We start from the raw sequence: 21,028 nt of genomic DNA, 5'->3' as shown, positions 1-21,028 counted from the left end.
CATTACGGTGAATTGTGTACGCCCGTACCGGTGCCCCGCACCGGCGTCGGCTCACTCCCCGGGCCACCGCGGCGCGCGCTTCTCGTTGAAGGCGGCCACCCCCTCGGCCCGGTCTCCGGAGAACGCCACCGACCGCCACGCCGCGTCCTCGACCTCAAGTCCTGCCCGCAGGTCGAGCCCGTGCCCGAGCCGCAGCGCCCGCTTGGCGGCGCGCAGCCCGACGGGCGAGTTGGCGGCGATCCGGGCGGCGAGCGCGAGGGCCTCGTCCCGGTCCTGCCCGGCGCCCACCACCTGGTCCACGAGCCCGATGCCACCGGCCTCCGCGGCCGCCACCCGCCGCGCCGAGAAGATCAGCTCGGCGGCCCGCGCGGCCCCGACCCGGCGCGGCAGCAGCTGCGTACCGCCGCCGCCGGGGATGACGCCGACCGACACCTCGGGCAGCCCGACCACGGCCGTCTCGTCGGCCACGATCAGGTCGCACGCGAGGGCCAGCTCGAACCCGCCGCCGAGCGCGAATCCGTGCACGGCGGCGATCGTCGGCATCGGCAGATCCAGTACGCCGGTGTAGGCGGCCCGCGCCACGGGCCGCTGGCGCACCAGCTCGGCGTCGGAGAAGGAGTTGCGCTCCTTCAGGTCGGCGCCGACGCAGAAGGCCCGCTCGTTGCTGGACGTGACGACGACGACCCGCACGTCCCGGTCGCCGGCCAGCGCCTCGCACGCCGCGCCGATGGACCTGGCCATGTCGCTGGACACGGCGTTCATCGCCTTCGGCCGGTCGAGCACCAGCTCGGCGACCGTGCCGACCGTCTCGTCACCGTGCCGCCGTACGCCGACGAACTCCCCGAACCGCCGCTGCTCATCACCCATGACCGACCCGCACCTCCGGTTAACTGACGTTAACCGGAGGGTGTCAGCTGCGCCGGGTCAGCGTCCAGGGCTCCACGACACCCAGACCGCGCACGGGGCGCTGCCACATGGGCTGCAGCGCGAACCGGTACGAGGGCGGCTCGACGCCCTCGGCCTCGGCCTTCTGCGCCTCGACGGCGGCCTCGGCCTCCGACGTCGGCGCGTCCCCGGTCCGGATCACTTCGGCGGCGAAGGCGCCGTCGACGAGCACGTTGTCCTTGGGCGCTATCGACGTCAGCCGGCTGGCGAGGTTCACGGTGGTGCCGAAGACGTCGCCCATCCGGGTCGTCACGGTCCCGAAGGCCATCCCGACGCGCAGCTCGGGCATGGTCTCGTCGTTGCTCATGGTCTCGATGAGCCGCAGCGCGATCTCACCGGCGACGCCCGCGTCGTCGGCGGCGAAGAGCACTTCGTCGCCGAGCGTCTTGATGAGCCGCCCGCCGTTCGCGGCGACCAGGTCGGCGGCAGTGGTCTCGAAGGCCTCGACGAGCTCGCCGAGCTCCTCCTCCTCCATCCGGCGCGTCAGGCGCGTGAACCCGACCAGGTCGGCGAAGCCGACGGCGAGCCGCCGGTCCACCATCTCCTCGTCGTCCCCGGCCTGGACGACCCGGCCGGTCGCGGCGGCCAGCTGCCGCCGCCACACGTAGACGAGGAACTCCTCCAGCTCGGGCAGGAGCAGCTCCATCAGCGGGTACGTGACCTCGGTGCGGGTCATCCCGGGTTCCGGGGGCTCGGTCAGCCCCTCCAGGAACGAATCGATCTGCCACTCGGCGAGCCGGGCGGTGGTCTGCCCGGTCGACCGGGCCACCTGCACCGCCATGGCCTCGCTGAGCAGCCCGGCCTCCACGAGACCGGCGAGCCGGCGCAGCGCCAGCACGTCCGCCTCGGTCAGCGCCTTGGCCTGCCCGATGTCGGCGAAGCCCATGGCCCGCCAGAAGCGGGAGGCCAGCTCCATGGAGACGCCCGCGCTGCGGGCCGCCTGGAACGGGGTGTAGCGGCGCTCGGCGCCCAGGATGAGCCCTTCGAGCCGCAGAGCGAGAGGATCCTCTGCCTCTTCTCCCGCCCCTTCCGACTTCCCGGGGTCGCCTTGGCCACCCGTGCCGGAGCCCGAGTCGTCGACGGTCACGCCTGCTGCCCTTCCGATCTGCCGCGGTCAGGTATCGACCGGCCTCAACTCTACGGCAGCCCTTGTGCCCCAGGTCACTCCGTTCGGAACGGGGTTCCGCCTAATGGGGGTGCGGGTGGGCTGCCGCCGGCGAGCCCGGGTGGGGTGCGGCCGGTCGCGCGGTTCCCCGCGCCCCTGAAAGCATGCGCTTCGCGCAGCTTCCCCTGGGCGAGCGGAGCTCGCATCCAGGGGCGCGGGGAACTGCGCGAGAAGCCCCACCGGGCCGCACCCGCGAAACAACCGCACCCGGCAGACGAGAAGGCGAACCCCTACGCGGGCCGCAGGTGCACGATGTCCCCGGCGCCCACAGCCTCCCGGCCACCGTCGGCCCCGGCGATCACCAGCCGCCCGTCGCCGTCCACCGCGACCGCCTCCCCCACCAGATCCCGGTCCCCCGGCAACATCGCCCGCACGGACCGCCCCAGCGTCGCGCACCCCGCCGCGTACGTCTCCTGCAGCCCGGACAGCACCGGATCACCCTCCGCCGCACACCACCGCAGGTACCACCGCTCGAACGACCGCAGCACGGCCCGCAGCAACGGCTCCCGGTCCGTCATCTTCGCCCCGGCCAGCGCCAGCGACCCCGCCGTGGGCACCGGCAGCTCGTCCGCGCGCAGCGTGACGTTGAGCCCGATCCCGACCACGACGCTGTCCGCCCCGGCCCGCTCGGCGAGGATCCCCGCGGCCTTGCGCTCCTCGCCGTCCACCGTGAGCAGCAGATCGTTGGGCCACTTCAGCCCGGTGTCGACCCCGGCCGACGCGGACAGGCCGGTGGCGAGCGCGACCCCGGCGAGCAGCGGCAGCCAGCCCCACCGCTCGACCGGCACCTCGTGCTCCCCGGGCTTGACCAGTACGGAGAAGAAGAGACCCGAGCGCGGCGGCGCCGTCCACCGCCGGTCGAGCCGGCCGCGGGCCGCGCTCTGCTCCTCGGCGACGAGCACGGCACCTTCCTTCGCCGCGCCGGAGGCGGCCCGCGCCACGAGGTCCGTGTTCGTGGAGCCCGTACGGGGAACCACCTCCACGGACGACCACAGGCCGTCGCCGCGGACGAGGGAGCGGCGCAGGCCGGCCTGCGCCAGCGGCGGCCGATCCAAGTCCGACCAGCGGTTGTCGTGCACGTCTGAACCATCTCGCGGCGTCATGCAACCCAGAGTAGGTGTGGCAAACGCCGCACTGCCGAGCCGTATTCGCGCCACTACGCTACGAGTCAGTAGCCCCACCGCACCGTCCCCCACCCCACGAAACGTTCAGGCAGGGAGCCGCATCCCGATGTCCGAGTTGGAAGAGGCCGCACAGACGGCGAAGCCCGACATTCACACGACCGCTGGGAAGATCGAGGATCTGCGGCGCAGGATCGGTGAGGCGACGCATGCGGGTTCGGCGCGTGCGGTCGAGAAGCAGCATGCGAAGGGCAAGTTGACGGCGCGTGAGCGGATCGATCTGCTGATGGACGAGGACTCGTTCGTGGAGCTGGACGAGTTCGCGCGGCACCGCTCGACGGATTTCGGGCTGGAGGCCAACAAGCCGTACGGCGATGGTGTGGTGACCGGTTACGGCACGGTCGACGGCCGGCCGGTGGCGGTGTTCTCGCAGGACTTCACGGTCTTCGGCGGGGCGCTGGGCGAGGTGTTCGGGCAGAAGATCATGAAGGTGATGGACTTCGCGCTGAAGACCGGCTGTCCGGTGATCGGGATCAACGACTCCGNGAGCTTCGAGCCCGCGGAGACCTTCACGCTGTAACCGGCCGGGATGTTGATCGGCTCGCCGGTCTGCGGGTTACGAGCGGTGCGAGCGGCACGGTGCGTGCGCTCGAAGGTCAGGAAGCCGGGGATGGTGACCTTCTCGTCGCCCTTGGCAACGATCTCGCCGACGGTCTCGGCGAACGCGGCCAGCACGGCGTCGGCGTCCTTGCGGGTCACCTCGGCGCGGTCGGCCAGCGCGGCCACCAGCTCACTGCGGTTCATGTTTGTACTCCCGTGTTCTTCTTGCCGTTGAGGCGTGCCATGCGGCTCAAGGCCGCATGTTGGGCAACAGCGAAGCCGATGCTGCCAGGGTCTCGGTCAGGCCCAGGACCCGGGTCCGTCGTCCGAACCCTCGCGCCCGAAGACGCATCCTGCCCCCACCAGCGGCGGTAAAGCCAATCCGGCACCCGTGGGGGTCACACGGACAGCGCCACCGCCCTGGGACCGGGCGGGCCGGGGGCCTGCTTCCCGGCCACCCTAGAGGGCCCGCCAGGGCGCCGCATTCCGCGACGCGCCGGGCCTCAGGCGCTCGTGGCGCCCGTCACAGCCGCACCGGCACGCTTCGCGGCGTCGCGCACGGCCCCCGCCACAGCACCCGCGACCTTGTCGTTGAAGACGCTCGGGATGATGTAGTTCGGGTTGAGCTCGTCCTCGCCGACGACGTCCGCGAGGGCCGTCGCGGCGGCCAGCATCATGTCCGTGTTGACCGTGCGCGACTGGGCGTCGAGCAGGCCGCGGAAGACGCCGGGGAAGACCAGGACGTTGTTGATCTGGTTCGGGAAGTCGGAGCGGCCCGTGGCCACGACGGCCGCCGTCTCACGGGCGATCGCGGGGTCGACCTCGGGGTCCGGGTTCGCGAGCGCGAACACGATGGCTCCCTCGGCCATGGCCGCGACGTCGTCGCCGTTCAGCACGTTCGGCGCCGAGACGCCGATGAAGACGTCCGCACCGACGACCGCTTCCTTGAGCGTGCCGGTGAGGCCCTCGGGGTTGGTGTTGTCCGCGATCCAGCGCAGCGGCGAGTCCTTGTCGGCGTCCTTCAGGTCCTCGCGGTCGGCGTGCACGACGCCGTGGATGTCGGCCACGACCGCGTTCTTGACGCCCGCCGCGAGGAGCAGCTTGAGGATGGCGGTACCGGCCGCGCCGGCGCCCGACATGACGACTCGAATGTCCCCAATTGCCTTGCCCGCGACGCGAAGTGCGTTCGTGAGCGCGGCGAGGACGACGATCGCGGTGCCGTGCTGGTCGTCGTGGAAGACGGGGATGTCGAGGGCCTCGCGCAGGCGGGCCTCGATCTCGAAGCAGCGGGGCGCGGAGATGTCCTCCAGGTTGATGCCCGCGAAGCCCGGGGCGATCGCCTTGACGATCTCGACGATGGCGTCGGTGTCCTGGGTGTCCAGGCAGATCGGCCAGGCATCGATGTCGGCGAAGCGCTTGAAGAGGGCCGCCTTGCCCTCCATGACCGGCATGGCGGCCATCGGGCCGATGTTGCCGAGGCCGAGGACCGCGGAACCGTCCGTCACGACCGCAACCGTGTTGCGCTTGATCGTCAGACGGCGGGCGTCCTCGGGGTTCTCCGCGATCGCCATGCAGACGCGCGCCACACCCGGCGTGTAGACCATGGAGAGGTCGTCACGGTTGCGGATGGGGTGCTTGGACTGCATCTCGATCTTGCCGCCGAGGTGCATGAGGAACGTACGGTCGGAGACCTTGCCGAGCGTCACACCCTCGATGCCGCGCAGCTGCTCGACGATCTCGTCGGCGTGCGTCGTGGAGGTCGCCGCGATCGTGACGTCGATCCGCAGCTTCTCGTGGCCGGACGCCGTGACGTCGAGGCCGGTCACCGAGCCTCCGCGGGACTCGACGGCCGTGGTGATCTGGGAGACCGCGGTGCCGCTCGCGGGCACCTCCAACCGGACCGTGTTCGAGTAGGAGACGCTGGGCGCCGTTGCCATGGCCGACTTCCTCTGCTTTCACCGTGTAGCTATTGCTGTCCGATGGTCGCACCTACCGCCGAGTACGTGGTAGTCGCATCGGATTTTGAACCTTACGTTCATCCCGCTTTTGGAAACTGGTTTCCACCATACGAGAAGTTCGGGAGAACAGAAAGAGGCCCACGTCACTTCTGTGACGTGGGCCTCTCTCTGACGTCTACGACACCGACCCGCCATGCTCGCCTCGCGGCAAGTGGTCCCTCTGAGGGACGAAGGTTGGGCCCGGGGGCTTGGATCGAGCCGGTGCCGTCATCAACGGTAACACCGAGAACTACGGAGACAAGGGTCAGTCACGCAGCAGGTCCGGGACCCCGTCCGCGTCCGGTGCGTCACGTTCCGCGGAGACCACCGTGAGCTGCTGGGTCGCCCGGGTCAGGGCCACGTACAGGACCCGCAGACCCGCCGGGGACTCGTCGGCGATCTCGGCCGGGGAGACCACGATCGTGGCGTCGTACTCCAGGCCCTTGGCCTCCAGCGAGCCGAGGGCGACGACGCGGTCGCCGAGCTCGGCGAGCCAACGGGCCGCCTCCCTGCGGCGGTTCATCGCCACGACCACGCCGACGGTGCCGTCGACCCGGTCCAGGAGGCGCGCGGCCTCCTCGCGGACCGTGTCGCCGAGCCTGTCCCGCACGACCGTGAAGCGGGGCTCCACGCCCGTGGAGCGGACCGCCGACGGGGACGTGGAGCCGGGCATCGCGAGCGCCAGCACCTTCGCGGCCAGCTCCGCGATCTCCGACGGGTTGCGGTAGTTCACGGTCAGCTCGAAGCGGCGCCGGGGCCGGGAGCCGAGGGCCTCGTCGCGGGCCTCGGCAGCCTCGTCCGGGGTCGACCACGACGACTGGGCCGGGTCACCGACGATCGTCCACGTCGCGTGCCGCCCGCGGCGGCCGACCATCCGCCACTGCATGGGGGTGAGGTCCTGCGCCTCGTCGACGATGACGTGCGCGTACTCGGTCCGCTCCTGCGCGAGGCGCTCGGCACGCTCGTACTGGGTCTCCTCCCGTACGGGCATCAGCTCCTCCAGACCGGTGAGCTGGTCGAGCGGGTCGTACTCGCGCTTGCGCCGGGGGCGGGCCGGGGCGCCGAGGACGGAGTTCAGTTCGTCGAGGAGCGCCACGTCGTGGACGGAGTACGCCTCGCGCTTCAGGGAGCGGGCCAGCTTGCGGACCTCTCCCGGGTTCAGGATGCGGCGGGCCCAGCGGCCCAGGCGTCTCTCGTCGGCCATGGCCGTGAGGACCGCGCGGGGCGTCAGTTCCGGCCACCACGCGTCGAGGAAGGCGATGAAGTCGTCCTCGCTCGTGATGTCCTCGTCGAAGGAGGAGCGCAGCTCGGCGGCGAGCTCGGGGTCCGTGTGCCGGCCCGCCGAGCCGGACTGCGACCACAGCGCGTCCAGGAGGAGCTTGCGGGCGCGGGGGCGCAGGTGGTTGACCGGGGCGGTACCGCCGAGCGCCGACTGGCGGATGCGGTTCAGCTGCTCGGCGTCCAGTTCCAGGCGGCGGCCGAAGGCGACCACGCGGAGCCGGGTGGGGGTGCCCTGGGGCGCGGGGGTCTCGTCCTCCTCGCCGAACGCCAGCTGCTCCTGCGCGGCCGGCGCGGGGCGCCCCGACTCCAGCGCGCCCCGCGCCGCCTTGCGCAGCACCTTCAGCATGCGCGAGGAGCCCTTGACGCGGGCGACGGCCGGGCTGTCGTACTCCGTGGCCTCCGCGCCGTCGACCAGGGAGCCCACCGCGCGGATCGCGACCTGGCCCTCCTCGCCGAGCGACGGGAGCACGCCCTCCGTGTACGCGACGAGCAGGGGCGTGGGCGAGACGATCAGGATGCCGCCCGCGTACCGGCGGCGGTCCTGGTAGAGCAGGTACGCGGCGCGGTGCAGGGCGACCGCCGTCTTGCCGGTGCCGGGACCGCCCTCGACGTACGTCACCGAGGCGGCGGGGGCCCGGATGACCAGGTCCTGTTCGGCCTGGATGGAGGCGACGATGTCGCGCATCGAGTGGCTGCGGGCCTGACCGAGGGCGGCCATGAGGGCGCCGTCACCGACCGCGGGGAGCGCGGCCCCGTTCAGGTACGCGGTGAGCTCCGGGCGCATCAGGTCGTCCTCGACGCCGAGGACCCTGCGGCCCTTGGAGCGGATGACGCGGCGGCGCACGACGCGGCCCGGGTCCACCGGCGTGGAGCGGTAGAAAGGTGCGGCCGCGGGAGCGCGCCAGTCGATGACGAGCGGCGAGTAGTCCGCGTCCAGGACACCGATGCGGCCGATGTGCAGGGTCTCGGCGATGTCCGCCGTGTTGTTCTCGCGGACGGCGCCCTCGGCGGGCTCGACCGCCGTGTACGCGCCGTCCGGGCCCTTCTTGCCGTCCTTGCCGAGGAGCAGGTCGATGCGGCCGAAGAGGAAGTCCTCGAACTCGTTGTTGAGACGGTTGAGGTGGATGCCCGCCCGGAAGACCTGGGCGTCGCGCTCGGCGAGAGCGCCGGGGGTGCCGACCTGGCCGCGCTTGGCGGCGTCGTCCATGAGGAACTCCGCCTCGTGGATCTTCTCCTCGAGGCGGTGGTACACGGCGTCGAGATGCTTCTGTTCGACGCCGATCTCGCGGTCGCGGATCGAGTCGATCGATTCCGCACTCATGTCGTCCGCGTTATCCGCGTGCACCGCTGAATCGTGCTGAGCCTGAGCGGCCACCGGGCCCCCTTCTGACGTGCTGGGCAGCCGTCAAAGGTACGCGAAAGGGGCCCGGGGAAGCTACGTGCGGCGCATACCGGTCACCCGGCTTCTCACGCGTTCACCTCCACGAGCCGCTTCCCGTCGAGCGTCTCGACCTCGAAGTGGTCGATCTGGTCGCGGGTGAAGGCCGCGCCGCCGTGCACGTAGAGCGGGTACCTGGCGTCCTCGTGGGTGCTGCTCTCGATGCCGTAACCCCACTTGGGAACGGCCCAGGTGGTGACCGTCTCGCGCTCGCCGTTCTTGCCGACCGCGACGAGGGAGCACTTGAGCGGGCCCTTCACGTTCTTCAGCTCCAGGACCGTGTGCGTGCCCCACGCCTTCTTCTCCATGCCGACCGTCGCGCTCACGTTCGTGGTGGCGTCGGTGGCCTTCACCTTGTCGGTGATGTGCGCGAAGGCGTCCTTGGCGGGGCTGGTGGAGTGCGCCGCGACGTTTCCGCCGCCGCCGTCGTCGGTCGCGGCCATCACCGTCAGCGGGCCGCCGATGATCAGGGCCGCGGCGGCCGCCACCAGGTAGAGGCCGCGGCGGCGCTTGCGGGTGCGGGTGCGGGCCACCTCGTCGACGAGGGTCCGGGCGAGATCCGGGCTCGGCCGGGCCGCGAGGGAGGCGCCGACGGCCGGGGTGCCGCGGCCCGGCGGGAGATCGGCGAGGGCGGCGAGCATCGGCTCCATGCCCGCGAACTCCTCCAGCTGCCGGGCGCACCGCTCGCAGGTCGCCAAGTGGGCCTCGAACGTGGTGGCTTCGGCGTCGTCGAGGATGCCGAGCGCGTAGGCGCCGACGGCCTCGTGCACGTCGCCCGTCGGGCCCGTCGGCTCCTGTCCGTACGGTCCGTACGCCGATGTCATGCCGTCACCCCCCGCTCCTCCAGCGCCAGCTTCATGGAACGCAGGGCGTAGAACACCCGCGAGCGCACCGTTCCGCTGGGGATGCCGAGCGTCTCGGCCGCCTCATTGACCGTACGCCCTTTGAAGTAGGTCTCCACGAGCACTTCCCGGTGGGCCGGGGTCAGGTCCTCCAGGGCATCGGACAGCGTCATCAGCCACAGCGCCTTGTCGATCTCGTCCTCCGCGGGGATGACCTCCAGCGGCGACGGATCGACCTCCTGCGGCCGGGCCTGCCGGCTGCGGTGGCCGTCGATGACGATGCGCCGGGCGACCGTCACCAGCCAGGGGCGTACCGAACCGGTCGCACGGTTGAGCTGACCGGCGTTCTTCCAGGCACGGATGAGCGTCTCCTGCACGACGTCCTCCGCGCGCTGCCGGTCCCCCGCCACCAGTCGGAGCACATAGGCGAGCAGAGGGCGCGCGTGCTCGGCGTAGAGCGCGCGCATCAGCTCCTCGTCCGGCTCAGGGGGCCGCGGCGCACGATGTCGGGCCCGGGACGGGCGTTCATCGGCCACGGCGGAATCCTTGCGCACGCCTACCTCCGGTGTCCCCAGTTCGGCCATGTCCTCTGGCTGGGCTCACGACGGTGATACGTAGACGAACGCGCCGATGTTCAAAGGGAGTTGAGGTGACCGAGGTCACGCCCGGGCCAGTGCCGCCCTCCGCCGGTGCCTGGCCACCCGCTCCCGGTTGCCGCAGACCTCGCTGGAGCACCAGCGGCGGCGCCGGCCGCGCGAGGTGTCGAGATAGACGATGGGGCAGTTGTCGCCCTCGCACTGGCGCAGGGCGCCGCGCACGGCGGGGTCCGTGAGGAGGTCCACGGCGTCGCGGGCGACGGCCGCGAGCAGCGCCGGGCAGCCGGGCTCGGCGTACAGCGAGCGGACGAGGGTGCCCTCCGCGGTGCGGACCGCGCAGGGGGTGGGCGGGGCGGCGCGAGCGAGCAGGTTGACGCGTTCCAGGGCCGCGGGCGCGGGGCGGTTCGCGAGTTCGCCGCCGACCAACTGGCCGATGTGGAGGCGCAGTTCACGGAAGGCGGCGAGCCAGGAATGCGGCACGGTGAGGTCGGTGCCCGGTGGGACGAGACCGGCGCCCGTCAGCCAGGCGCGCAGCCGCTCGGGGGAGGTGAGGCGTTCGTCGGGGTGTGCGGTGGCGACCAGATCCAGGCAGAGGCGTCCGGAGTCGAACCGCAGCTCCCAGAGAGGGGGGCGAGACGGGTGGGGGGGCCCTGTGGGTACTGCTGCCATGTCCTCTACAGTGCCTGCCCCGCCTTTACTTGGGAATGTGCGGGGGCGGATCGTCGTGCAGGAGCCGCTGGAAGAGGATGTGGTCGCGCCACGCGCCGTCGATGTGGAGGAACCCCGGCGCCAGCCCGAACCGCTCGAAACCGCACTTGGCGAGCACCCGCTGGGACGCCGTGTTGTCGACGAGGGTGCCGGCCTCCAGACGGTGCAGGCCGAGCTCGTCGCGGGCCTCGCGGGCGACCTCCTCGACGGCGGCGGGGATCAGGCCGCGGCCCCGGTAGTCGCCGTCGACCCAGTAGCCGACGCTCCCGCCGCACAGCGGGCCGCGGACGATGCCGCTGAGTTCCACGCGGCCGACCACCCGCTCCCCCTCGAACAGCAGCCAGACCACACCGTTCGCCGAGGTGATCCGCTCCTCCTGCGCCTTCGCCGTGTAGTAGTCCGGGGCGCGGTAGGGCTCGGTCGCCCGCATGTGGTCCTTGTTGCGGATCACCGCGTCGACGAGGGCCTGGGCGTCGGCGGCTTCGGCGCGGCGCAGTTCGATGTCGGGTGTGATCAGCATGTGCGTACGGTACGAGGCGGCGGCGGGGACTCATGTCGGGGGGCTCCCCTGGGCGGGCGAAGCTCGCTCCAGGGGCGCGGGGAACTGCGCGAGAGGCCCCACCGGCCGTCAGCCCGCGACGAACCAGGCCCCCCTAACCCACGGAGTACTTCGCGTCCGCCGCCGGATCGAGGGCCAGCCGATAGCCCCGCTTCACCACGGTCTGGATCAGCTTCGGCGCGCCCAGGGCCGACCTGAGCCGGGCCATCGCCGTCTCCACCGCGTGCTCGTCCTTGCCGGAGCCGGGCAGCGCGCGCAGCAGCTCCGCGCGGGCCACCACCCAGCCGGGCCGCCGCGCGAGCGCCCGCAGCAGGGACATGCCGGCGGGCGGCACCGGGCGCAGCGCCCCGTCGACCAGGACGGCGTGCCCGCGGATCTCCATCCGGTGGCCCGCTATCGGCAATGTACGGGCGCGGGAGGGCAGTTCGACGCAGAGCAGCTGCACCAGCGGCCCGAGCCGGAACCGCTCCGGCTGCACCGTGGTGATACCGCGCGCCTGCAGCGGCAGCGCGGTCACCGGGCCCACGCAGGCGGGCACGACGTCGTGGTGCAGGACCGACAGGAGCTCGGGCAGCAGGCCGCGCTCCTCCGCGCGGTTCAGCAGCGAGGCCGCCGCCGGGGCCGAGGTGAACGTCAGCGCGTCCACGCCGCGGGACACGGTCGCGTCCAGGAGCCGGTCCACCGGCCCTATGTCCTCGGGCGGCATCCAACGGTAGACGGGGACGCCGACGACCTCCGCGCCCGCCTCCCTGAGGGCCTCCACGAAGCCGGGCAGCGGTTCGCCGTGCAGCTGGATGGCGACGCGGCGGCCCTCCACCCCTTCCGCCAGGAGCCGTTCGAGCACCTCGGCCATCGACTCCGAGGACGGCGACCACTCCTCGGTGAGGCCCGCGGCGCGGATCGCGCCCTTCACCTTGGGCCCCCGCGCGAGGAGTTCGACACCGGCGAGGCGGGCGAGCAGGGCGTCCCCCAGACCCCAGCCGTCCGCCGCCTCGACCCAGCCGCGGAAGCCGATCGCGGTCGTCGCCACCACCACGTCCGGCGCGTTGTCCATCAACTCCTTGGTGGCCGCGAGGAGTTCACTGTCGTCGGCGAGCGGCACGATCCGCAGGGCGGGCGCGTGCAGCACCGAGGCGCCGCGCCGCTGGAGCAGCGCGCCCAGTTCGTCGGCCCGGCGCGCGGCCGTCACCCCGACGGTGAAGCCCGCGAGCGGACCGTGGGCCGGGGGCCGCTCGGCCCCGGCGGCCTGCTGTTCGTCGTACATGCTGGTTCTCGTCCCGCTCGACGGTCGTCCCGTACACGCCCGGTGACAGCGTGGCGTCGTCCGAGCCTGTCAATGCTCCATGACAGACCCGGATCGACGTGATTGCGTGCGTGTTACGGGGATATCCCTCACACCTCGGCGTAGCTGAGCTGCGGCTTCGTCTCCGCGGTCGGGACGGCGGCCGAGCGCGCGGCCGAACGGCGAAGGTATACGGACCACGTCACCACGAAGCACACCCCGTAGAAGACGAGGAAGGTGACGAAGGCGCCGGTGCCGGTGCCGGCCGTCTGGAAGGACTGGCGGAAGGCCAGGTTGATGCCGAGCCCGCCGAGCGCGCCGACCGCGCCGATCAGTCCCATCGAGGCACCGGAGAGCCGTCGCCCGTACGCGGCCGCCGCCTCCCCCGTGAGACCCATGCCGACCGCCTTGGCCTGGAAGATGCCCGGGATCATCTTGTACGTGGAGCCGTTGCCGAGGCCGCTGAGCACGAACACCAGGATGAACGCGACGGTGAACAGCGGCAGCGACTTCTGGACCGAGGCGAGGGTGACCACGGCCGTCGCGATCGCCATCGCCGCGAAGTTCCACAGCGTGATGCGGGCCCCGCCGAAGCGGTCGGCGAGCTTGCCGCCGACGGGCCGGATCAGCGAACCGAGCAGCGGACCGATGAAGGTGATCGACGCGGCCTGCAGCGGCGTACGGCCGAACTGGGTCTGGAGCACGAGACCGAAGGCGAACGAGTAGCCGATGAACGAGCCGAACGTGCCGATGTACAGGAACGACATGATCCAGGTGTGGGTGTCCCGCACCGCGTCCTTCGCGGCGCCGGTGTCGTTCTTGACCGTCGCCAGGTTGTCCATGAACAGCGCCGAGAGCACCGCCGCCACGACGATCAGCGGGATGTAGATGCCGAGCAGCACACGCGGGCCGCCGCTCGCGCCGATGACGGCGAGCGCGACGAGCTGGACGACGGGGACGCCGATGTTGCCGCCGCCCGCGTTCAGGCCGAGCGCCCAGCCCTTCTTCTTCAGCGGGTAGAAGGAGTTGATGTTCGTCATGGAGGAGGCGAAGTTGCCGCCGCCGACGCCGGTGAGCGCCGCACAGATCATGAACGTGCTGTACGAGGTGCCCGGCTCCATCACCACGAACGCCGCGATCGACGGGATCAGCAGCATGCTCGCCGAGACCACCGTCCAGTTGCGGCCGCCGAAGACCGCGACCGCGAAGGTGTAGGGCACGCGGGCGAAGGCCCCGACGAGGGTGGCCATCGAGACGAGGAAGAACTTCCCCGCCGGGTCGATGCCGTACTCGGGGCCCATGAACAGGACCATCACCGACCACAGGCTCCAGATGGAGAACCCGATGTGCTCGGACAGGATGGAGAAGACGAGGTTGCGCCGGGCGACCTTGGCGCCCGTCTCCTCCCAGAACGCCTCGTCCTCGGGATCCCACCGTTCGATCCAACTCCGGCTTCGGGCAGCCATCACGCCTCCAGGTCACGGTTCGCTGCTGATGCGACCGAAGGTAGGGAGGCCAAATTTCCGGACTGTGCCGTGGAGTGACCGGCGGGGAACGTTGCTCTCACCCGACCGGCGGAGCGGTGGTGAGGCTTGGGGCGGAGCTTCGCGCGGGGTGGCTCAGCCGGCCCCGCCGCCCGCCCACGGAAGCTTCACGGCCGATCCGCCCTTGTCCCACTTGAGGGTGACGACATCGGAGGACTGCGTCAGGTTCGCCGCGAAGACCTCCTTGCCGGTGTCCTTGCCGACGCAGGAGACCGCGATCCGGAAGCCGTTACCGCTCATGGGCTGGCCGATGCCGCTGCAGATGCCCTTGCCGCCCGCGTCGATGTAGGAGACGCGGTACTTCCCCTTGCCGCTGCCCGAGGTGATCTTGGTGGCGACGGTGAGGGTCTGCGCCTTGTCGTTCTGCCACTGGCCCTGGTAGCCGGTGGAGCCCGCCGGGCGCTCGGCCGGCCCGTCGCTCTCGTCGGCGAACGGGTCGTCGGTGGGCTCGTCGCTGAACGATTCCTCGGACGTGGGGGTGCCCGACTCCACGGGGTCGTCGGAAGGCCCGCCGACGCTGCCCGTCGCGACGACGCTGCTCTCCTTGGCGACCGGCTTGTCCTTGCCGCCGTCGTCGCCGCTGGTGGCCAGCATGAAGCCGCCGCCGGCGAGCGCGGCGACGACCACGACGGCCGCCGCGATCAGAGCGCCCTTCTTCTTGCCGCCGCCCGGGCCGCCGCCGGGCTGGCCGGGCGGTTGCGGGGGCGGGAACTGGCCGTACTGCGGCGGCTGTTGACCGTAGGCGGGCGGCTGCTGCTGGCCGTAGCCGTACGAGGGCTGCGGCTGTGCCGGGGGCGCGGGCTGCGCACCGCCGTACGGATTGTCGGCGCCGCCGTACGGGCCGGGGGCCTGGGCGGGCGGCGGCCCGTACGGACCGGGGGCGCCGTACGGGCCCGCGGGCTGTTGCGGCTGTTGGGGCGGCTGCTGCGGTCCGCCGTATCCGTATCCCTGACCGTCCTGCGGCGGCTGCGTCATGGCTGCACGTCCCCGTTCCCCTGGTCCCCTGTCCCCCGTGCGGACCAGTGAACCCGGAGGGAGCCTCCGGACACAAGCCCTTTCAGCGGGCCCTGCCCCTGCCCTTCTTCCTGGATGTGCCGCCGGACCTGGACCCGGACGCCTTGCCGCCCCCGTCCGGCCACAGCCGCGGCGAACGCTTGGCCGCCAGGTCCTCGATCCAGCCGGTGCCCAGGATCGCCAGGGCGATCAGCGGCCAGACGAGGACGAGCGACCAGAGCATGTACGTCGAGTCCAGCGCGGAGCTCAACCGGTCGTCCATGAAAGGGAGTTCGTAGAGCCGGTCGATCAGCGGGAACGTCGCCATGATGAGGATGTTGTGCCAGAGGTAGATCGTCACGGCCCGGTTGTTGGCGAGCGTCACCAGCCGGTCCCAGCGGGCGAGCCGGCCCGGCAACTGCTGCCAGGACGGGGCGTACTGGAGCAGGATGGCGACGAACCCGAGGGACCAGGCCGCCTGGGCCAGCGGGATCTCGTCGAGGTTCCAGCCCTCCTCGGTGAGGTGCCCCGACGCCCACCACAGGCCGAAGGCCATCAGCAGGGCCGCACCGGACACCGCCGCGTAGCGCGGCACCTTGGCGAGCGTCCCCTCCTGGTGGGCGAAGCCGAGGACCCAGCAGCTGCCGTAGACGGCGAAGTCGGTGACGGCCTCGCCGGTCCGGCCGGGAATGGTGACGAGCCCGGTGCCGACGACCGCGGTCAGGGCCAGCGGCGCGCACAGCGTCGCCCACGGGACCTTGCGGAACGCCCACAGCAGCAGCGGTGAGGCGAACACGAACCACAGGTAGGCCCGCAGGTACCAGAGCGGGCCGATCGCCTGCTCGGCCCAGGTGGACTCCAGGAATCCCGGCGGGTTGGCGATCTCCCACGGGAAGGACGGCGCGGCGAACGGGAACACGTAGTCGACGAGGTCGAGCCAGCCCCAGGTGCCGCCACCCGTGTCGGGGTCGCTGCCCGGGTTCCAGCCGCCGACGAACAGCAGGGCGAGCGCCACCGCGCTGAACGCCCACAGCGGCGGCAGCAGTCGGCGGACGCGGCCGCGGATCACGCTGAGCGCGGGCCGCTTGAGGGAGCGCGCCATCAGTGATCCGGCGAGCGCGAACATCACGCCCATGGACGGGAACACGATCGTCAGCCACGCCCACCCGAAGAGGTGGTAGACGACGACGCGGACCAGCGCGAGGGAACGCAGCAGGTCGAGGTACCGGTCACGGCCGGGCTTCTTCGGCCTGGCCTGCGCCGGAGGCTCCGACTGCACCGGCGGCTCCGGCCGCACCGCGGGCTCCGGCAGCCGCTGAGGCTCCGGCAGCGGCCGGGGCTCGGGCCACGGCCGCGGGCGGGTGCCGTCCTGCTGCGGGGGCACACCGGCGAACGGCTCGGCCGTCCGCGCGGGCACCGAGGCCGTGGGCCAGGCGTCGGTCTGCGCCGCTCCCGGCGCCGCGGACGGCCAGCCCTGGCCGTCCGCCTCGGGCCAACCGCCCTGCCCCGAGGGCTCCTTGGGGTACGTCATGCCACCGGCCTCCTGTCGCCACCGGACACCGAGGTGGTGCGCTGCTGCGGCAGGCCGCTCGGCGCGGAACCGACCGCCCCCGTGCGGCGCAGCTTCTGCCAGCGCAGCCGGCCGCCGGTGAGCGCGGTGATCCAGGACTGGAGCAGCACCACGTACATCAGCTGCCGGTACAGGAGCTGCTGCAGCGGCAGCGAGATGAGGTGCGTCATCTTTTCCTTGTCGAGCCGGAAGGCGTATGCCGCGCAGACCGCCTGGATCGCGAGCACGCCGAGCCAGGCGACCACCGTCTTCTCGGTCGGGCCGAACACGACCCCGTACAGGAAGAAGACGTCGATCAGCGGTGCGAGGAGCGGTGCGAGGACCATGAACAGGGAGACCAGCGGCAGTCCGACGCGCCCGAAGCGGCCGGAGGGGCCGCGCTCGACCAGGGCGCGGCGGTGCTTCCAGATGGCCTGCATGGTGCCGTACGACCAGCGGTAGCGCTGCGACCACAGCTGCTGGACGGATTCCGGGGCCTCGGTCCAGGCCCGCGCCTTCTCGGCGTAGACGACGCGCCAGCCGTCGCGGTGCAGCGCCATGGTGACGTCGGTGTCCTCGGCGAGCGTGTCGTCGCTCATGCCGCCGATGCGTTCAAGGGCCGAGCGGCGGAAGGCACCGACCGCGCCCGGGATGGTCGGCATGCAGCGCAGGATGTCGTACATGCGGCGGTCCAGGTTGAAGCCCATCACGTACTCGATGTGCTGCCAGGCGCCGATCAGCGAATCCCTGTTGCCCACCTTGGCGTTGCCCGCGACGGCGCCCACGCGCGCGTCGCCGAACGGCTGGACCAGCTCGCGGACCGTCGCCGGTTCGAAGACGGTGTCGCCGTCCATCATCACGATCAGGTCGTACCGGGCGTTGGCGAGGCCCCGGTTGAGCGCGGCGGGCTTGCCCGCGTTGTGCTGGCGCACCACGCGCACGTTCGGCAGCCGCAGGTTCTCCACGATCCGGGCGGTGCCGTCGGAGGAGCCGTCGTCGATGACGACGACCTCGATGGGGTGCTCGCTCAGCATCAGCGAACGCACGGTGTTCTCGATGCACTTGGCTTCGTTGTACGCCGGTACGAGGACGGAGACCGGCTCCGTGACCGGGACACCCCACGCGAAGCCCTTGCGGCGCACGCGGCGCGCGTGGAGGGCGGAGAGGATCAGCATCAGGCCGAAGCGGCCCATGACGAGGACGCCGATGACGGCGAGCCCGACGACCAGGACGCCCGTGATGTTCTCCGACGCCTGGACCGCGTAGACCCACGCCTTGCCCTTCCACAGCTCCACGCCGCTGACGGGCGTGTGCGCGCTCTGGATGTCGAGGGCCTCGGTGAGGTTCTGGAACCTGTAGCCCTTGCCCTGCAGGTCGGGCAGGAAGCGGTCGAGCGCTGCGACGGTCTGCGAGCGGTTGCCGCCGGAGTCGTGCATCAGGACGATGGCGCCCTTGCCGCCGTGCGGGGTGGCCCGCCGGATGATCTCGTCTACGCCGGGGCGCTTCCAGTCCTCGCTGTCGGTGTTGTTGACCACCGTGATGTAGCCGCGCGAGCCGATGTACTGGGTGACCGGCCACGACTTGTCGTCCATGGCGTCGGCGAACGAGGAGTACGGCGGCCGGAACAGGGAGGTGCGCACGCCCGCCGCGCCTTCGAGCGCCAGCTGGTTCTGCGACAGCTCCCAGTCGATGCGCTTCTTCGACTGGTAGGAGAGGTCCGGGTGGTTGAAGGTGTGCAGACCGACTTCGTGGCCTTCGGCAACCATGCGCTGCACGAGGCCGGGGTAGCGCGAGGCCATGGTGCCGGTGACGAAGAAGACGGCGTGCGCGTGGTGCTTCTTCAGGACGTCGAGGACCTTCGGGGTCCACTCCGGGTCGGGCCCGTCGTCGAAGGTGAGCACCAGCTCGTGGTCGTCGATGGAGCGGCTGGACTCCTGCCCCTCGCGGGTGTCGATGACCGGACCGCCGTCGAGGATCTTCTCGGGGACCTGGTCGGTGGCGGCCTCGGGCCGGATGCGGTGGTCGGCCATGATCTCGCTGTGCACGTAGCCGCGCAGCATGAGCATCGCGATCATCGCCACGAGCAGCAGCGAGGGCAGGAGATAGCGCAGCGGGAGCCGGCGCCTTCGGGCACGGGCGGCGGCCTGCCGGGAACGGGAGCGGTTGGACATCTCTACAGATCGCTCATCTCTACTGAACGCTGCTATGCGGGCACTTGGGCGGATACACGGCCGGGGAACACGGGCCGGGGACGCGGCCGGACGGGGCCGGGGCGCGGCCGGGGACATGGCCGGCGGTCCGGCCGTGGGCGTGGCCCTGTGGGTGACCGGGGACGGTGCGGTGGCCGTGTCGCGTGGAGCTCACGGGAACGGTCTCTAGGACGCGAGGAACGACGCGGACGGTTCGCCGACCGGACCCTCGGGACTCAGTTCGACCGGGAGCGCCACGGAGGTGCCGTCGGCGACCGTGTCCGTTCCGCCGCCGCCCGTGGTGGTGTCGGCGGGCGGGTCCGCGGGTGGGTCGACCGGTGTCTCGGGGTCGGTGGGCGGCGTCGCCGGGTCGGTCGTCGGTGCGCTTCCGCCGCCGCCCGCGGGCGTCGAGGGGTCGGCGGGCTTCGTGGTCGAGCCGCCGGTGGGCTTGCCCGGCTTGCCGGTGGTTCCGGTGCCCGGCTCGTTCTTGTCGTCCGTGCCGGCGCCCGGCGAGGGCGACGCACCGGCCTCGGGCGTGCCGGAGGCGCCGGGCGTCGCGCCGGAGCCGCTCGGGTCGGGCACGACGCGGTCGGCCGGCGTGGTGGGCGACGCGGAGTCGGCGGGCCCCTGCGGAGTGGTGTCGACCTTGTCCGAGGCCTTCTTGCCGTCGGAGAGTCCGGGCAGCCACGGCGCGCTCGAACTCCCGGAGAGCATCGTGATCACGATGACGACCGCGTACACCGCGCAGGCCAGGCCCAGGGCCACGCCGACGCGCCGGAAGGTACGGCTGCGCCGTCCCGAGTCGTCGACGAAGACGGGGACTTCCTTGTCGTCCCCCGGAGCGCGCAGCGATCCCGCATCCGCCGGAATTCTGCCCGCGGCTATCATCTCGCCCAACAGGCGCCCGGCGCCGTCGAGTTGAACGGTGACCTCATGAGGATCATGGGTCTGCCCGGGCAGGGCGTCTTCTCGCCAGTTCTCCACCGTACGCACATCCCCCCAGGACATGTTCATTCGTGATCACAGGTGCGTATGCGACGGTCGGGTATTTGTCGTCCCGAACCGGGCCCCCACCCGATCCGAACGCCCCCATTACCACACTGCGCCCGCTCGACGAATGTAGCGCACGGCAGTGACTGCCGTGTCCATGTGTCAGTCGGGACTCATCATGATGAGTGCATCTGTGGCCGGTATCCACCCATTCTCGGGCCGCCGGAGCCATCCTCCGCTCTCCGCCAGTTCCCTCGCCGCGGCGCGGACCGCCTGGATTCCCGGATGTTTGCGTCCCTTCAGCCACACAAGGGACACCGGAGACAGCGGCACCGGGTCGACGAGGGGCCGCAGCACCGAGCCGGGCATGGCCGGAAAATCCACCGCGGTGAGAACCGGATTCCGGTACTTGGTCATGATCCGCCGGAATTCCTCGCGCCCGACGGCGAGTGGCGCGGGCGGCGCGATCTCGATGCCGCGTCCGGCGAACAACCGCCGGGCCAGATCGGTCCATTCCGGCGTACGGGGATTGCCCGCGCCCGCGTAGACCGTCTCCCCCGCGAGCCGGTCGAGCGGCACGGCGTCCAGCCCGGCCAGGGGGTGGTCCTCGGGCAGCACGACCGCCATCGGCTCGTAGCGCACGGGCTGCTGGACCAGGCGTTCGCGGACCGCGGGATCGAGTCCGGCGAACCGGCCGAAGGACATGTCGAGCCGCCCGGCGAGCAGTTCGGCGGCGGCCCCGGTCAGGCCGCTCTCGTAGCGGGCCATCAGCTCGCACTCCGGGGCGAGTTCCCTGGCCCGCGCGAGGACCTGCTCGGTCACCAGTCCGGGGCTGTTGACGTCCACGAGCAGCGGCCGGGCCTCGGCGGCGGGCCGCGCGAACGCGGCGAGCAGCTCGTCCTGCGCCTCGATCGCCCGCCGCGCGTACGGCAGCAGCCGGGCCCCCTCCGCGGTGAGCGTCACCTGCCGCGTGGTCCGCCCGAACAGCTCGGTGCCGAGCTCCCGCTCCAGGCGCCGGATGTCGCGGCTGAGCGCCTGCTGCGCGACGTAGAGCCGGGCGGCGGCGCGGGTGAAGTGGAGCTCGTCGGCGACGGCGAGGAAGGCGCGCAGCAGCCGGGGCTCGACATTCACCGGGGACACCGGGCGGTCACTGGGGGCACCGGTCGGTCACAGGGGGCACCGGGGGAATTTACAACGCGGGCGCGTGAATGGGTACCGAGTAGGTGTTG

At 71.8% G+C, this 21,028-nt stretch carries 16 protein-coding genes and 2 pseudogenes; 1 reads left to right on the top strand and 17 read right to left on the bottom strand.

Annotation, left to right across the window (positions count from 1 at the left end):
* Window positions 1-51: 51 nt before the first annotated feature.
* The 3 genes from B072_RS0111395 to B072_RS0111385 form a co-directional block, all read right to left on the bottom strand.
* Window positions 52-867, bottom strand: coding sequence for an enoyl-CoA hydratase/isomerase family protein (locus B072_RS0111395; protein WP_018530070.1), 816 nt, complete (start codon window positions 865-867; stop codon window positions 52-54).
* 43 nt (window positions 868-910) lie between these two features.
* Window positions 911-2,032, bottom strand: a complete 1,122-nt coding sequence (locus B072_RS0111390) for an adenylate/guanylate cyclase domain-containing protein (RefSeq protein WP_018530069.1) — start codon at window positions 2,030-2,032, stop codon at window positions 911-913.
* Window positions 2,033-2,340: 308 nt separating this feature from the next.
* Window positions 2,341-3,213: a biotin--[acetyl-CoA-carboxylase] ligase gene (locus tag B072_RS0111385; RefSeq protein WP_026245704.1), complete on the bottom strand. Its 873-nt coding sequence runs from the start codon at window positions 3,211-3,213 to the stop codon at window positions 2,341-2,343.
* 127 nt (window positions 3,214-3,340) lie between these two features.
* Between B072_RS0111385 and B072_RS45495 the strand changes: the two are divergent.
* Window positions 3,341-3,775 (top strand): annotated as a pseudogene (locus B072_RS45495) (carboxyl transferase domain-containing protein); the annotation flags it as partial.
* Here B072_RS45495 and B072_RS46415 read toward each other — a convergent pair.
* The 14 genes and pseudogenes from B072_RS46415 to B072_RS0111315 form a co-directional block, all read right to left on the bottom strand.
* Window positions 3,769-4,035, bottom strand: a pseudogene (locus B072_RS46415) (HU family DNA-binding protein); the annotation flags it as partial. The pseudogenes B072_RS45495 and B072_RS46415 overlap by 7 nt on opposite strands.
* 299 nt (window positions 4,036-4,334) lie before the next feature.
* Window positions 4,335-5,768 (bottom strand): NAD-dependent malic enzyme, encoded by a 1,434-nt coding sequence (locus B072_RS0111375; protein WP_018530066.1) that lies wholly within the window; start codon window positions 5,766-5,768, stop codon window positions 4,335-4,337.
* A 325-nt stretch (window positions 5,769-6,093) separates the two neighbouring features.
* Entirely contained in the window at window positions 6,094-8,484 is a 2,391-nt protein-coding gene (locus tag B072_RS0111370) for a UvrD-helicase domain-containing protein (protein ID WP_026245703.1), read from the bottom strand.
* 92 nt (window positions 8,485-8,576) lie between these two features.
* A complete protein-coding gene (locus tag B072_RS0111365) occupies window positions 8,577-9,371 on the bottom strand; it encodes an anti-sigma factor family protein (RefSeq protein WP_018530064.1) in 795 nt (264 codons plus the stop codon).
* On the bottom strand, window positions 9,368-9,973 hold the full coding sequence (locus tag B072_RS0111360) for a sigma-70 family RNA polymerase sigma factor (protein WP_078506388.1): 606 nt from the start codon (window positions 9,971-9,973) through the stop codon (window positions 9,368-9,370). Before B072_RS0111360 ends, B072_RS0111365 begins: the two co-directional genes overlap by 4 nt.
* Before the next feature lie 75 nt (window positions 9,974-10,048).
* Window positions 10,049-10,654, bottom strand: coding sequence for a CGNR zinc finger domain-containing protein (locus B072_RS0111355; protein ID WP_018530062.1), 606 nt, complete (start codon window positions 10,652-10,654; stop codon window positions 10,049-10,051).
* 25 nt (window positions 10,655-10,679) lie between these two features.
* The gene (locus B072_RS0111350) at window positions 10,680-11,213 is read right to left on the bottom strand and encodes a GNAT family N-acetyltransferase (RefSeq protein ID WP_018530061.1); all 534 of its coding nucleotides are present in this window, start codon (window positions 11,211-11,213) and stop codon (window positions 10,680-10,682) included.
* Window positions 11,214-11,346: 133 nt separating this feature from the next.
* Window positions 11,347-12,516 carry a uroporphyrinogen-III synthase gene (locus B072_RS0111345; RefSeq protein WP_018530060.1) on the bottom strand — a complete coding sequence of 390 codons (1,170 nt, stop codon included), beginning with the start codon at window positions 12,514-12,516 and terminating at the stop codon, window positions 11,347-11,349.
* A gap of 128 nt (window positions 12,517-12,644) precedes the next feature.
* The gene (locus tag B072_RS0111340) at window positions 12,645-14,000 is read right to left on the bottom strand and encodes a nitrate/nitrite transporter (protein WP_018530059.1); all 1,356 of its coding nucleotides are present in this window, start codon (window positions 13,998-14,000) and stop codon (window positions 12,645-12,647) included.
* Window positions 14,001-14,153: 153 nt separating this feature from the next.
* Window positions 14,154-15,053, bottom strand: coding sequence for a hypothetical protein (locus B072_RS48655; protein WP_018530058.1), 900 nt, complete (start codon window positions 15,051-15,053; stop codon window positions 14,154-14,156).
* A gap of 82 nt (window positions 15,054-15,135) precedes the next feature.
* On the bottom strand, window positions 15,136-16,602 hold the full coding sequence (locus B072_RS42975) for an acyltransferase family protein (protein ID WP_018530057.1): 1,467 nt from the start codon (window positions 16,600-16,602) through the stop codon (window positions 15,136-15,138).
* The gene (locus tag B072_RS0111325; RefSeq protein WP_018530056.1) at window positions 16,599-18,791 is read right to left on the bottom strand and encodes a glycosyltransferase; all 2,193 of its coding nucleotides are present in this window, start codon (window positions 18,789-18,791) and stop codon (window positions 16,599-16,601) included. Before B072_RS0111325 ends, B072_RS42975 begins: the two co-directional genes overlap by 4 nt.
* 204 nt (window positions 18,792-18,995) lie before the next feature.
* Window positions 18,996-19,793, bottom strand: a complete 798-nt coding sequence (locus B072_RS42970; protein ID WP_158689182.1) for a hypothetical protein — start codon at window positions 19,791-19,793, stop codon at window positions 18,996-18,998.
* A 168-nt stretch (window positions 19,794-19,961) separates the two neighbouring features.
* Entirely contained in the window at window positions 19,962-20,939 is a 978-nt protein-coding gene (locus tag B072_RS0111315) for a LysR family transcriptional regulator (protein ID WP_018530054.1), read from the bottom strand.
* Window positions 20,940-21,028: the final 89 nt, after the last annotated feature.

This window comes from Streptomyces sp. HmicA12 (genome assembly GCF_000373565.1).
In the GTDB taxonomy this organism is placed as follows: domain Bacteria; phylum Actinomycetota; class Actinomycetes; order Streptomycetales; family Streptomycetaceae; genus Streptomyces.
The sequence above is the reverse complement of the archived record's forward strand: the minus strand, read 5'-3'. Positions and strand labels throughout refer to the sequence as shown.